Source organism: Candidatus Zixiibacteriota bacterium (genome assembly GCA_020853795.1).
Lineage (GTDB): Bacteria > Zixibacteria > MSB-5A5 > CAIYYT01 > CAIYYT01 > JADJGC01.
Genome location: JADYYF010000043.1, coordinates 1 through 13,943, shown reverse-complemented (window position 1 = coordinate 13,943; position 13,943 = coordinate 1). Strand labels below are relative to the sequence as shown.

At 56.0% G+C, this 13,943-nt stretch carries 11 protein-coding genes; 5 read left to right on the top strand and 6 right to left on the bottom strand.

Annotation, left to right across the window (positions count from 1 at the left end; translation table 11 throughout):
• Together IT585_02845 and IT585_02840 are read left to right on the top strand one after the other, a co-directional pair.
• Nucleotides 1-192: hypothetical protein (locus tag IT585_02845; protein ID MCC6962165.1), on the top strand; the 192-nt coding region annotated here is incomplete at its 5' end.
• Between the two features lie 80 nt (nucleotides 193-272).
• Nucleotides 273-1,070: a hypothetical protein gene (locus tag IT585_02840; GenBank protein ID MCC6962164.1), complete on the top strand. Its 798-nt coding sequence runs from the start codon at nucleotides 273-275 to the stop codon at nucleotides 1,068-1,070.
• A gap of 170 nt (nucleotides 1,071-1,240) precedes the next feature.
• Here the strand turns inward: IT585_02840 and IT585_02835 are convergent, their stop codons facing one another.
• Nucleotides 1,241-2,428 (bottom strand): GH3 auxin-responsive promoter family protein, encoded by a 1,188-nt coding sequence (locus IT585_02835; GenBank protein ID MCC6962163.1) that lies wholly within the window; start codon nucleotides 2,426-2,428, stop codon nucleotides 1,241-1,243.
• 526 nt (nucleotides 2,429-2,954) lie between these two features.
• Between IT585_02835 and IT585_02830 the strand changes: the two genes are divergently transcribed.
• Nucleotides 2,955-4,055, top strand: a complete 1,101-nt coding sequence (locus tag IT585_02830) for an acyltransferase family protein (protein MCC6962162.1) — start codon at nucleotides 2,955-2,957, stop codon at nucleotides 4,053-4,055.
• 139 nt (nucleotides 4,056-4,194) lie between these two features.
• Here the strand turns inward: IT585_02830 and IT585_02825 are convergent, their stop codons facing one another.
• The 4 genes from IT585_02825 to IT585_02810 are packed head-to-tail and all read right to left on the bottom strand — an operon-like array spanning nucleotide 4,195 to nucleotide 10,261.
• Entirely contained in the window at nucleotides 4,195-5,454 is a 1,260-nt protein-coding gene (locus tag IT585_02825) for a GNAT family N-acetyltransferase (protein MCC6962161.1), read from the bottom strand.
• Nucleotides 5,455-5,456: 2 nt separating this feature from the next.
• On the bottom strand, nucleotides 5,457-8,213 hold the full coding sequence (locus IT585_02820; protein ID MCC6962160.1) for an aminotransferase class I/II-fold pyridoxal phosphate-dependent enzyme: 2,757 nt from the start codon (nucleotides 8,211-8,213) through the stop codon (nucleotides 5,457-5,459).
• 14 nt (nucleotides 8,214-8,227) lie between these two features.
• On the bottom strand, nucleotides 8,228-9,565 hold the full coding sequence (locus IT585_02815; GenBank protein MCC6962159.1) for a B12-binding domain-containing radical SAM protein: 1,338 nt from the start codon (nucleotides 9,563-9,565) through the stop codon (nucleotides 8,228-8,230).
• Between the two features lie 15 nt (nucleotides 9,566-9,580).
• Nucleotides 9,581-10,261: a hypothetical protein gene (locus IT585_02810; protein MCC6962158.1), complete on the bottom strand. Its 681-nt coding sequence runs from the start codon at nucleotides 10,259-10,261 to the stop codon at nucleotides 9,581-9,583.
• Here IT585_02810 and IT585_02805 point away from each other — a divergent pair.
• Entirely contained in the window at nucleotides 10,250-10,711 is a 462-nt protein-coding gene (locus tag IT585_02805; GenBank protein ID MCC6962157.1) for a hypothetical protein, read from the top strand. The genes IT585_02810 and IT585_02805 overlap by 12 nt on opposite strands.
• Nucleotides 10,712-10,865: 154 nt before the next feature.
• On the opposite strand, the gene IT585_02800 is transcribed toward IT585_02805, so the two are convergent.
• The gene (locus IT585_02800) at nucleotides 10,866-11,777 is read right to left on the bottom strand and encodes a hypothetical protein (GenBank protein ID MCC6962156.1); all 912 of its coding nucleotides are present in this window, start codon (nucleotides 11,775-11,777) and stop codon (nucleotides 10,866-10,868) included.
• A 689-nt stretch (nucleotides 11,778-12,466) separates the two neighbouring features.
• On the opposite strand from IT585_02800, the gene IT585_02795 reads away from it, so the two are divergent.
• Nucleotides 12,467-13,943: hypothetical protein (locus IT585_02795; protein ID MCC6962155.1), on the top strand; the 1,477-nt coding region annotated here is incomplete at its 3' end.

The window sequence follows — 13,943 nt, the reverse complement described above, 5'->3', positions numbered from 1 at the left end:
GGCTCGGGGAGTATCAGCATCTCGGATGCGGTATACTTGATCAATTACATCTTCGCCGGCGGACCGGCACCGGTTCCGGTGATTCGCGGGGATGCCGACTGCAGCGGATTGGTGACGATTTCCGATGCCGTCTATTTGATCTACTACATCTTCGCCGGCGGGCCGGTGCCGTGCGCGGCGTGTGAGCCATAGGGGGTTAGTTCGGATCGCACCGCAATTCCGCCAAGCACAGCAGTATCGACGGTTCTGAATTGCCGAGGTTTGGAGGAGTCGTGAACCTGAAGGTTGCCGTAATGGCTCTGATTGTCGTTTTGGAGATGGCACGCATGACGACGTGCGAAGCCGCAGACACGACGCGGGTCGTACACGTCTTCGTGGCCCTGGCCGACAACGAGCATCAAGGAATCGTGCCCGTGTCGGCGCGTCTCGGCAACGGGGAAGATCTGGACAACAATCTCTACTGGGGCGCGGCTTACGGTGTCCGCACGTATTTTGCTCGAGACAGACAATGGCGTCTCATCGCCAGGGTCGAGTCAGTCAGGACGGACACCGTGCTCCAACGCTGTATTTTCCAGCACAAAGTCCACAAACTGTATCTGATCGCTGATGCTTACAAGGGGGAGCGAATCCGCGAGGCTGTCACCGATTTTCTTGCCACGGTGGCCGGACGCAGGGCAAAGGTACCAATTCCCGCTGCTGGGCCTTCGGGTCCAGAGAGCGACAGGGGGATTCGTATAGACATGGCAGCCTACATCGGGCACAACGGCCTCATGGATTTCGATGTGCCCGTTCAGGGTTTGCACGGAGACAGCACGGGTCTTCCGGCGATCATTCTTGCCTGCGTCAGTAAGAGCTACTTCCACAGCCACCTGACGGCGCTCCGAGCCGATCCGATTCTCTGGACGACGGGGCTGATGGCACCTGAGGCGTACACTCTGAAAGCAGCCGTTGAGTCATGGGCGACAGGCAAGAGTCGCAGCGAGATTCGCGCACAGGCGGCGGCGGCGTACGACCAATTTCAGCACTGTGGAGAGTCAGTGGCGCGCAGATTGCTGGTTACCGATTATTAGTTTCTTGGTTGAAATCCCGAGCAGGCACTTTTTCGAAGTACTTCCGAATCGGCCAGGTGGGCGATAATCGGGTTGTACCAGTGACGTTCTGATCGGAATGAGTACACAAGACGTACTGCCAGAAGCGGACTCAGCAGGGGCGACGTTAAGGCGATGTTGAAGGCTGCCGGTCATTCAAGGCAGACAGTCCGAACACGCGTCGGGTCGATTTCGCGAGCTTGACGTAAGAGGCTGTCGGCGATGCTGCGATCTTCAGAGACGTTGACGAGCTTGCTCTGACCGCTGAGTCGTTTTCGCGCACCTCGGAGATACGCGGCACAGGTCCCGAGCGGGACGGTCGTGATAATTGGAGCGGCCATTGCTCCCGGCTCGCGTCGAGTACGGTAGCGCCCATTCAGCTGCTGCATAAATTCGTCGAGCGACCGCGCGTAGGCTATAATGTTGTCGGGTATCGTATCGAATTCGAGCACCCAATGGTGACGCGGAATCTTCAATTCGACCGGATCAGCGTAGGTCAGATGGAAGCCCAGGCATTTTGCGCGGCACGTTTTGTCGGCGGCAGCGATCACTCGGCGGGCGTGATCCGCGCTGGTTGCGTCGCCATAGCGGTCCAGCATCTCCCCCACTCGCCCGATCACGCGCAGGCGAGGGGGGTCGATTGAAACGAACCGCACAATATCCCCAACGCAGAGACTCCAAAGCCCGCTCAAATTGGTGACGTAGATGATGTAATCGACTCCCGGTTCAAGGGTTTCAATCGTGTGTCGCGCCGGGCGCGATGAGTGTTCGTCGCCAAGGCGAACAAACTCGAAGAACACGCCGCCGATCAAGTTCACGAGCAGACTGTCATCGTCACAACGATCCTGAAAGGCAAACAGACCTTCCGACGCAGAGTAGGACTCGATGAAATCAACGGATGCTCCAAGGTAGGACTGGAGAACCGAACGAAAGGAGCTGAGAGCAACACCGCCCGAGAAGAACACTTTGAAGTTGGGCCAGATCCTGGTCACGGCTTCCAATACCGTTGCCGTGCCTACAACTTGGCGCACGCGCTCAAGAAAAAGCGGTGCCCAGCTCGGGACCATGGCGAAAGCGCGCACATCCTTGCGCACAGCGATTCGCACTGATTCACGCAGCTTCGATTCCCAGTCCTCCATCAGCATGAGGTGCCGCGGCAACGCTTGAAGCCGGTACGACAGCAGGCGCGGAGCGTAGTACGCCAGCAGCCCGCTGACTTCACCAGCAACTGTACCCTGCACGGACCCAGCCTCAATGCCGCCGGGCAGGCTCAGGATCCTACCTTTCAAGATCGTCCACCCGCCACACTTGCTGGAGATGTAGCAGAGGCCGGGGAGCAAGCTACTCCGGGAAAGACATGCCATTGTAGCCCGAGACAAGGGAAGGACTCGTCCGCCTGAGCGTGTGCCCCCGGAAACAGCGAATGCTACCGGACAGCCGGGCCACGTCACATCCGGTTCGCCATGGACTACGCGGTCAATGTACGGTGCCAAATCAATGTAGTCGGACAAAGGGACACGGCAGTGAAACTCCCGTATGAGATCGGGGGACTTTTCCAAATCCGCGAACCCGAACATGCGTCCCCAGACGGTGTCTTTTGCCTGACAAACCATGGTTTGCAGCAACTTGCGCTGGGATTCTCCAGGTTCTTTCAGGGATTGCCGGAGATGCCACAACGGCGAGGGCGGACTTTCTAAGATATGCGCAAACATACAGGACTTGATAAATTATAGACAAACGATGCCAGGATGAGTATGTATTTCTCGCAATATGGCTTCAAACAACACTGAAATGGCTGGGCACCGACAAGAACCGCATGACGCAAGCGTGGAACGATACCACGCCTTTGACAACTTGAGGGGTATCTTGCTGATGCTCCTGATTGTCTTGCACTCGGCGGTTGCGTACATGGTCACCCCTCTCGGTGATGTCTGGCCATTCAAGGACCACTCCACACACATCGCCTTCGATATTGTGGTAGTGTTGATCCACACGTTCCGCTTACCGTTGCTGTTCGCAATGACCGGCTTTTTCGGTGCGAAGCTTTACTGCGAGCGAGGCGCGCGCGAATTTCTTCGGAATCGGACGCAGAGGATCGCAATTCCCCTAATCACATTCTGGGTGCTGCTGACCCCGTTCATCCTTGCCCCGTTCGCTCTAATCCAACTTGAACCGGGCTCTCGCACGCCGCTCGGATTGATATCGTGGCTGATGAGCCAAAATGGCCTGTCGAATCTCCAGCTCTTCCACCTCTGGTTCCTGTTTGATCTGCTCTTGTACTATGGTGCCATGTTGCTCATGGTGCAACTGCCGCAGCCTACGCTCATCCCATGGGTAGACAGCAGCTGGCGGAGGTTTGATCAGCTGCTCCAAAGCTCGTGGGGCTTTCTAGTTCTCGTCGCTGTGACAACGTTATCGCTCCTGCCGACGAAGCTTGGTATGCTTGAGACTCCCGCAACGTTTGCTCGACCGCCGTCAACGCTGCTTGCTGATTTCGTCTTCTTTCTGTTTGGCTGGTGGCTCTACCATCGCAGGCATTACCTGTGGAGCTTCGCATCGGGGGCATGGACGCGAGTTGTGCTCGGAGTCACGTTCCTCGCAATTCATTTAGCGTGTGTGGCATGGTTAATCAAAGGAAACAGCGAGTGCCATGTGCTGTCGGCTGTCTTCGCCTCACTGTCGACCTGGTTCTTCGTGTATGGGATCATGGGGCTCTTCGTTCGGTACGGCAATAGGCCCAGCCGATTCTGGCGCTATATTGCTGATTCCTCTTATTGGTGCTATCTCGTTCATCTTCCCTCAGTTGTCTGGCTTCAGATCCTACTGGTCAATTGGCGAGTTCCCGCGGCACTGAAATTCGCGACGGTGCTCATAGCCACGTTGTCGGTTTGTCTACTAACGTATGAACGCTTCGTCCGCGCGACACCGATCGGTGCCTTGATCAATGGACGGCGACGCCCCCGTTAGATCGTAAACCGGAAGCATTGAGAGAACCGACAGGGGAGCACCTCACGGCAGAGTAGCTGTTCTCGCACGATTGGTGGCAGGCGGTGGATTCGGGAGTACGTAGGAATTGGTCGGTCGCAAATTCGGAAGACCAGCGGGCCTAATGATTGGCGCCTTCAACCTTCGGCAGAGATGCCATGTCGTGAAATACATGTCTGGGATCAACCGCGACGCCTGGAAAGAGGAGTCGACGCGAGGCACGAAGCAAAGCGTGGACAATGCGACCGCGTGCCTTAAGGAAGAAGAACATCTCCTCGAGTTCCCCGCCCAGCCGCATTTTGGCGTGATATGAGGTCTGTCCAAGATCGACAATTCCACAGTTGCGGCTGAATGCTAGTGCGACAATGCCGCTGAGCAGGTTGAAATAGGTGTCATACCGGTCGCGCAAAGAGTAATCGATTCCGGCGAGAAGAAAGTGCAATGTTTGTTCATGGGTAGTTAACAGGGCTGCTCCAATTATCTCGTCCTTGCGCCTCAGAGTGAGCAACTCCAGATCCACGGAGCACTTCTCAAACAGTAGCGAGAAGAACTGCTCATTGAGTATTTCCAGCTTCGTTTCTGTTCGCGAAATAGTCTGGGCATACAGAGCTGCGAATATCGGTGCTACTTGCCGTGACGGATGCTCCAGGTGGAGAAGAGTGGCAGCCGTGTTGGCCTTGCTCCCGTTTTCAAACTCCGGGCGGAGCTGTTTCCACTCGGCTTTACGCAAGCTTGCAGTTATCTGGCGCCGATAGCCGGCGCGCATACTCGAAAGATACGTCCCGAAGTCCGGCCACGTGATCGTCATGCACACTCGCGGCATGCTCTTCGCCAGAAAGAACCCACTTTTCGCGAACGGCTCGAACCGACTCAGGCTTTGTGCCGGAAACTCCTTGGCGCACAAAATGTTGATTCTCTCTGACTCGGCAATTTCGTCCATGCACTGTGCAACCTGCTCGACAATGGCTTCGTCCAGCCACTGATACTTGGAACAAATATTGTGCCTTCCAATTGAGATAGGTGTACCGCTGAACAGGATTCGTACTTTCAAGAACCCGGGCCGCAGCCGCCGCACCGGGAGGACAACCTTGTGCAGACCAGAATTGAGCAGATCGAGGGACACCGTGAAACTTGCGATGACCGCGGTACCCACAAGTTCGTCCTCCAGGTGGATGAGAAGATACCAATAGTCGGCCATCTCGACACGAGAGCATTCGAGGGCGGTGAGGAAGCGGTGGGTATTGGCAAGGCCATATGGTGCGCTGACAGAATCCCAAAGCGATTCCGCGATCTCGGTAATGGAGCGGTGAACGTGGACTTGCAAGCGGGGTCGTGATTCTTCGCCGCTCGCCGATGTGGGAATAGAATTCTGCGAATCCATTTTCAGATTGAATCCAGCGCGTGCTGTTGACTCTTGCGGCGCAGCACGCCGAAGGCGGTGAGAATCGAATCGACGCACGCTTGATCCATTGCCGCGGTGGCACAGAGGCGAAGTCGCGCGGTGCCGGTCTTCACCGCCGGACTGACGATTGCCGTTGCGAGGATGCCCTGGTCATAGAGAGTTCGTGCCGCTTCGTACGCCTGTTTGTCGCCACCGAGCAGGACGGGGATGATCGGCGATCGCGACAGCCCAAGGTTGAACCCGAGCCCGCGCAGCCCATCGCGAAGCTGCTCTGCATTACGATGCACCCGGGCCAAGCGTTCGGGCTCCCGGCGAAGTACGTTGAGCGATTCGAGGGCCGCTGCGGCTGAGGCCGGTGTTACGGCCGCGGAGAACATGAAAGGGGCAGAACCGTGCTGGAGGAAATAGATCAATTCGCGCCCCCCCGCGACAAACCCGCCGTTAGAGGGGAACGCCTTGCTGAGAGAGCCCATCCAAATGTCCACCGCGTAAGCCGGCACTCCCAGTTCTTCATCAATTCCCCTGCCGGTCGGCCCGAGCACACCCAGGGAATGAGCTTCATCTACCATCAGCCGCACGTCGTGACGATTCTTGACGGCAACAATATCGGCGAGGGGCGGGGAATCTCCGTCCATGGAGTAAAGTCCTTCGATCACAACCAAGACGTTTCGACTCTTGCGGCGACATAGAATTTCATCGAGCGCCGAAGGATCATTGTGAGCGAAGGTGCGGATAGGAATGTGACCAAGCCGACATGCATCGATAACACTGCGATGGATCCGTTCGTCGGCAACGACCAGATCGCCAGGTCCGAGCATCGAAGATATGACGGCCAGGTTCGCAACATAGCCCGAGCTGTACGTAATGCTCTCTTCGGTCTTCTTGAGGCTTGACAACTGCTCCTCAAGCTGCCGATGGAGTTCACAAGTACCGATTAGCAGACGAACACCGCCGGTTCCGGTGCCGTAGGTACGAATGGCTTCCTGCGCAGCTTGCTCGATCCCCGGGTGACCAATGAGGCCAAGGTAGTCGTATGACGAGGCGTTGATCAGTGTCCGCTTTCCAATCCGGACGTGCGGTCCGGATCTACCGACCATCGGCTGTTGATACGTATAGAGCCCGCGCGGAACGCCCCAGCGAAAGATTCTGAACCAAGTCTGAGCTGCAGGCAGATTGCCGACGATCGAGTCACTCTCGGACGGACCGGGTTCTGCGTGAAAGTATCCTTTGAAAGGGTCTGGCGGGTCTTGTGTTTCGAAGCGGCAATTTTGCGGTGAACTCTGAGGTTGGAGGACATGGGCATGTCCCATCTCTGGCGTGGAGACCTGCGCTTTCTGGATTTCATCCAGCTCGTGATGATGATGTGCCCGTCGTAGTTGCAGGTAGATCTTAACCGCGCCTACCCACAGTCGCAGGTATTTCCGTGACCACACGGGCGGACGTGTCCGCAGCGTCAGCCGAGCTGCGCGTCGAACATTCAAGACGGTCCTCGCGTAAGTGCGAATCATCGCGCGATAGTAATCACGCAACGGAACACGGGTAGGGACAACTGGATGTGTGAGGTCCCACAGCCCGTGAGCCGACCGCGGCACGGTGAGATTTTTCGCATAGCGCGGCCAGATCGGCGATCCCGGCATCGGTGTCTGCGGTGAGATATTGACATAATAAATACCGTTTGCTTGAATGAAGCGATTAAGACGATCCCAATCGCTGGGCTGATAGTCATTTCCCGTGATGAAAGAAGCGTAGATATCGACGTGATTACGCCGCAGGATCTCAACCGCTTGGCGATTCATCTCGGTCGTTGACTGTTTATTCATTTCCTTCAGCTCATGATCGGTTGCCGCCTCGAGGCCGACGATCACGGCTTTCAAACCCAGGTCGCTCCATTGCCGGATGATCTCTTCGTGGGCGACAATGAAATCCGCGCGTCCGTAGACGAGGAAATTCTTTCTGATTCCGCGACGTCGGAGAAGATCACCGGTGGCTGCCAGTCGGCTCGGGTCAAAAAGAAAGATATCATCAACGATGTAAATCTCTTTCTGGGGGATGCGCTCAATCTCATCGACGATCGACTCGGGGTCACGAGAAAACGGTCGACCTCCGGTGATTCGCCAGGTGACGCAGAAGTTGCACTGATACCAACACCCCCAGGTCGTTTTCACCAGCGCGACCGGCTGGTGGAACAAATAGTAGTAGCGATGCTGTAGGTGTCCGATCAGGTCACGGCGCGGAAACGGCAGGCAGCTTGGATTCGCCGGTAGATACTCGCGGGGCGCAGTCCGGCGGAGGGACTGGTCAGCCTGCGGGATCGCCACTCCCGGGATTGCATCGAATGGAATGCCCGCTTCGAGCGCAGACATGATTTCCGGCATAATCGAGGTCCCGTCGCCGAGGACTATGCAATTGATGGCGAGGTCGTTGAAGTCCTCGGGTGCCAGAGAAGCCTGGACACCGCCAACGATCGTGGCGCACTCCGGTTTCCACATCTTCACGGTATGACAGATCTTCTTCACCTCATTGACGCCGTTGATGTAACAACTTGTTCCGACCACGTCCGGATTGAATTCCTGGAGGCGGCGAGAGAGGTTGCGCTCCAAGATCATGTCAAAGATCTGGACGTGATGATCCGTGATGCCCGCGGCTACGTACTCGAGTTCAAGCGGCTCGCAGATCATAAGATGTTTGAGGCCGATAGTATGCCGAGGTATTGGCGGTCGGATCAAAAGCAGGCGCATAGAAGCTATTCCCTCTATAGTATCCCCGGAGAGATCCGACGCTTGATATGGAAATGGTACCGGATATTCGATATCCAAACGACGGCCCGCATATAGGGCCCGAGGCGCGCAGAGTTCGGCCAAACTCGGCGCAAAATCGCTGTCCAACTGAAGAGCCGCCGATAGAGTTGCCAGTAGCTGCTTTCAAGAACATCGGGATCCAATCCAGCAGGTTGGAACACCGCCTTGCCGCCGGTATAGTCGGCGAAGTTTGTGTTAGTGATGCGATTGCTCTGCTGCAGCCGGGCGAACAAGGGAGTTCCCGGCACCGGAGTCAGGATATGAACGCGTGGGACGGCAATTTTCGCTTCCATGATGAAGCGATAGGTGCGCTCGAAGGTAGCTTCGTCGTCACCGTCGAGTCCGAGAATCATTTCGGTCGACACTTCGATCCCGCATGCTCGTAGCGTCTTCACGGCCTGGTGATAGCGCGTTGGTTGATTCCAACTTTTTGCGATCATTTCCAAGCTGTCCAGGTTGAGTGACTCAATGCCGAATGAGAGCAATCGGCAGCCGCTGCGATGTGCCAGTTTCAGGAGCGGTATGTTCTCACTGATTTGCAGTGATGCCTGACTCATCCAGATAATCCTTTGGGGAATCAAAGCCTCAAACAACTCGGCGCAGTAGTCGAAATCAGCGGTAAGATTATCGTCGATGAAGGCAATATAACGCGAGCCAGATTCCCGCGCCGCGCGCACATCCCGCAGGACGTCGGGGACTGGTCGCTTGCGGTAGGTGTTGGAGAAAAATGAAGTTACGGAACAGAAGGAACAGGAGTAGGGACAGCCGCGAGTCGCTTGCACAGGTCGCCAGAACCCCAGTACTCTTCTGTTCATCAGGTCATAGCGTGGAACCGGGAGGTCAGCTATCGATGCCAACGACTCGGTCCTGTAGATGTGCCGCATTTTTCCGGCGATGGCATCGCGAACAACCTCGGGCCAAGTGGATTCTCCTTCGCCCTGGACGACAGCGTCGGCGTGAGTTAGCGACCAATCCGGCTCGCCAAGACTGGCGCCAATGCCGCCAATTACAGTCTTAACTCCCTTGGCGCGGAATTGGTCGCAGATTTGCCAGGCGCGGACGATTCCCGATCCCATACTCGTAACGCCGACAATGTCCCAGGGTTCGTCAAATGGGATGTCTTCAACTGTCTCATAGATCAACCGAACTTCGCACTCTCCCGGGGTGATCGCGGCAAGCATGGGCAGCGTCAAGCCCGGCAGGTGCAGTCGTTTCTCCTTAATCGGACGACCGGAGAAATCCAGCGCCGTCGGCGCGATGAGCAGTACCCGGCATTTATCCTGAATGGTCATCGATTGCCTTCCCAGCTAACCAATCGGCTGTTGGTAGATGCGGTAGCTCCGATAAGGTTGAAAGCCGAACGCGCTAATCAAACTGCGCATGCGGCTGTTGTTCTCCATGACAACGGAAAACTCAGCATGCCGATAAGGCCTGGTTACTATCCGCTCGCGTTCCTTCATAACGAGCGCAGCTTCGATTCCAATGGAGCGGTATTTTGGCAATACGCCGAAGGCAAGAACGCGCATATTCGAGATCCGCCTTCGTCTGGCAAGTAAGGCGAAGATTCCAAACGGGAACAGCCGGCCATTGAGCGCAGGGAGAATCTCGTTGAGATCAGGCAAGCCGAGAATGAATCCGGCCGGTTCGCCCCGGTAGTAAGCGATCCAAACCAACTCCAGGTCGGCAAAAGGCAGAAAAGACTCTGCCAGTGCCTGTGCCTCCTCGTCGTTCATTGGCACAAAGCCCCAGGTATCCACAAAAGACGCGTTGTAGAGTTCTCCGATGATGGTAATGTCATGCTGCGAATGTGTGCGACTGAATGCTCGCAACTCGATCGCAGGATTCTTCAGGATGCGCTTGAGCACCCGCTCGTATTTTCCGGGGAATTCATGCGTAGATTCCGCGCGATAACTGTAAGTATCCATCGCCTTGACGAAGCCGCAGGCCACAAGGAGGCGATGATAATACTCCGGACAATGGTTGGTCATAAACGTTGCTCGGCCCGAGTGGCCACCGAGCAGGAGTCCGGACTCCGAATTGGTGCTCGGATTCACCGGGCCGATCATACGCGTGCAACCACATTCTCGCAGGTACGATCGCGCGGCGGCGGTCAGCGACTGAGCAACCTCGCTCTGATCAACGCACTCAAAATATCCGAAGAAGCCCTGGGCTTCATTGCAGCGACGATTGTGAACGAGATTGTGAATCGCCACTACCCGACCCAACAGCCGATTGTCGGTGTCGTAGGCGCAGAACAGCTTCCGGTCGCTGTTTTTCCAGAAGGGATTGCTATCGGGGTCAAGTTCGCGACGAATCTGGCTCAGGAGCGGAGGAACCCAATCGCGATCGTTCCCGTAGATTTGCCATGGGAACTTAAGGAACCGGTCCAGCTCTTTTCTACTCGAAACTTCACCGACTGCAACAGCCATGAAGGCTAGTCCTTCGCTCTAGATCACACCGACGAGCCGAGCACGAGGAGTTGTTGGTGATTTTCAGACGTCATTCAGTTCACAGATGATGACTCTAACTTACGTTCGGCCCAGCGAAAGTAGCAAGGACAATCTTGTCCGTTATCGGGGTAATTTCCGGGTTTCAGCTCAATTGGCGCAGGACCTTATTGGCTCTGGATCGCGTGTCTTGGAAATAGGCGTCATGATCGCACGCGTCTTTAAGCTGAAGCAAGTTCTTTAAGAGAGTACGCGCCTGGCTAACATGCCCGCTTCCGGCGAGAATTTGTGCCTGGAGAAGCTGCAGCTCGCTGAAGCTGCAACTATCGGCATACGGCGATGCTTCCCATTTGACCCTGACTTCAAGAAGCAATTCCTCGGCCCGATCCCATTTTTCGAGCTCAATCAGGCAACGTATCGCGTGGAGCTGGCAATTTGTGTCGAACAGTCCTGCGGCCGCAAGCGTGTCGCTGAGCAACAGCGCGTCTTCATATCGTTTTTCGTGATAGTAAATGGGTAGCAATGCGCGGTACGCATTGGGCGACATCATGCCTTGTGCGTCAATCGCCCGGCGTAGCTCCGCTAATCCTTTCTCGCGTTTGTCACCAACAAAGGGAAGCCAGGTAATGGACTTCGATTTCGCGGACTTCCAGTAGTGATAAGCGCCGATTCCCATTAGCGCGTCGGTAAGTGAACTGTCATTGCGATATGCCTCTTCCAGATTGACGCAACTGTGATGGCCGTCTCTAAACGCACCCCACCAACCCCCGTGCATCGAACGATAGAGCGCGCGACAACCATAGGCTGATCCAAGCAGGAAGTACGACTCCGCGGGAGCGCCAACTGTGTCGACTCGCACCTTGGCCAATTCAATCGCCCGGTCCAGATTCCAGGTGACCGAGTCAAGATAGCGGTCGGTTCGAAACTGAGTGGAGATTGAGTAATAGACCATGCCCAGGAGAAAGTATCCCAGAGGGTTGCGACTCTCTTCAGAGACGATCCGGTAGCCGCTGTCGGCAGCAGCGGCAAGTTCACTCTGCCAGATCAGCTTCAGCACGGAGCCTGCTCTCGTTCCTCGGACAGAGGTCTCAGGGGTTGAGTAGCATGAATCCCACCAGAAAACTGTTGCCCAAAAGAATACAGCAGTCTGAATCAGTCGCTTCACAGGTACCCTTCGGCTTTATGAAGTCATCGTCGTTTTGCTTCGGTTGCAATGTAGCATAGTTCAGAAAGGGTTGATTGTCCACCATTAAGTCCGTTGTCCGAGACCCCATCGAGGCTTTCCAAGTGAGTAACTCACGTGGGCTGTCGCAGTAATTGTGTTTCGATCGAAGAGGCTGCCGAAAAAGTGCATGGTACATCGTGAGGGAAGAGCGGAACTTGCATATCTCTGAGCACGTGGAGGAAGGACAACTAAGAAAACCGGACATCAGAAGTCCGATTGCCGTAGTTCGTTTCATCCCTTAGTCCTGAGCCATCCAACTTCAGAAAGTCTGGACGACATTCAAATCGGCTGCCATTCGGATCATTTCAGCAGAAGCTCAGGCAGTCCTCCCCACTGAAGAAAGATCCAACCAAGCCGATATTAATCAATTGACGCATTAAGGATGGAATGACCCACCAGTGCTGACTCTAGCACTGACACGACGTTCCCTGCCGAGGGGCCGTGCTGCCAGTACCAACTCGCCAATCATCATCTGAGTCTGCGGTCGTCCACGCACTATTGAAGTGGAGCTCGAAGTGTAGATGGCAAATCACGGCACTTTCCACCGTTTTCAAACAGTTGCCGATCCGGAGGGGTGCTGCCGGCTGCTTGTTCTTCGCCACCGTGCGCGGGGCGCTTCCGAATCGAAGCCAGGTCCCGGATTTACCCGCCGAGTTCGAGTGCGGCAAATCAGAAATCTATTGCTTGTTATCCTGTGCGCAGTGTTCATCGCACTTGCTGCAGCCGACACGCAGGCCGCCAACATCGCCTCGGCACAAAGCGGCAACTGGGACGCAGGGACCACGTGGATTGGAGGTGTCCCCCCCATTGCCGGCGACAACGTGACGATTGCCAGCTCCCATACCATTATCGTGGCTGTCGATGTCGCTGCCGCCACCATCACCATCGCCGAGAACGCGAGCGGAACCAACGGCATCTTTGTAAATGCCGGGGCACGGCTGGTGACTAGCGGCTCCATCACCATGACTGCGCCAACTTCTGGTACCTCTACGATCGGCGTTGGCGCTGGCACACTCAACGCTGCGAGTATCACCATTCCCGGCAGCGCCACCGCCGGACGCAACTGCGTTGTCAGCGTCAGCACCGGCATCATTACCGTCACTGGGTCCATCGCCTTCACGGGGACAGCAGCTCAAGCACAATTCATCTCTACCGACGCCGGCACAGTCAACATCGCCGGCAACTTTGAAAACGGCGGCACACTCGTTACCGGCGGAACCGGTACAATTAACTTCAACGGCAGCGCAGCGCAGACCCTGGGTGCGTATACAACCTATAATAACGTCGCCATCAATAATACTTCCGGCGGCGTGACCCTCACCGGCACGACTACGATAGGTGGTGATCTAGCCGTTATGACCGGCAACTTTTCAGTTGGCCCTTATGCGCTCACAGTTTCCGGCTCCACCAGCGTGAACGGCACGCTCTCGATCACCTCTGCAACCGGTGCCAAGACGTTCACAAACAACGTCATCATCAGTAGTGGCGGCCTCTGGAACAATGCCTCCGGCAACGCGGCAGTAAGTATTGCGGGCAATCTTCAGAACGACGGCAACTTCATTGCAGGCACAGGCGTGTATACCTTTGCCGGCGCCGCGAAGGCTATCGGCGGTGTCAATGCCGTTACGATTCCCAATCTCACTGTAACTGGAACGGTTGCCAACAATGGTTCACTGAATGTAAGCACTGCACTTGCTGGGAGCGGCACCCTCACCAATAGTGCCTATGCGATGCTCAACATCGGTGGGACTTCGGGTATCACCACACTCACGGCCAGTGCCGGCCCGAACACGGTCAACTACAGCGGGGCGGCGCAGACGGTGAAGCCCACCACCTATCACCATCTGACCCTGAGTGGAAGCGGCGCCAAAACTATCACCAATGTGAGCACCATCAACGGTAACCTCACGCTGGCGGGAACGTGTTCCGCCACAACAGCAATTGCCACTACGATAGGCGGAAGCCTGTCCGTTGGTGCAAATGCGTCTCTTACAGCAG

Coding starts and splice junctions, on each gene's coding strand:
- IT585_02825 (MCC6962161.1), bottom strand. CDS start 5,454: ATGGATTCGCAGAATTCTATTCCCACATCGGCGAGCGGCGAAGAATCA.
- IT585_02820 (MCC6962160.1), bottom strand. CDS start 8,213: ATGCGCCTGCTTTTGATCCGACCGCCAATACCTCGGCATACTATCGGC.
- IT585_02815 (MCC6962159.1), bottom strand. CDS start 9,565: ATGACCATTCAGGATAAATGCCGGGTACTGCTCATCGCGCCGACGGCG.
- IT585_02805 (MCC6962157.1), top strand. CDS start 10,250: ATGGTTGGTCATAAACGTTGCTCGGCCCGAGTGGCCACCGAGCAGGAG.
- IT585_02810 (MCC6962158.1), bottom strand. CDS start 10,261: ATGACCAACCATTGTCCGGAGTATTATCATCGCCTCCTTGTGGCCTGC.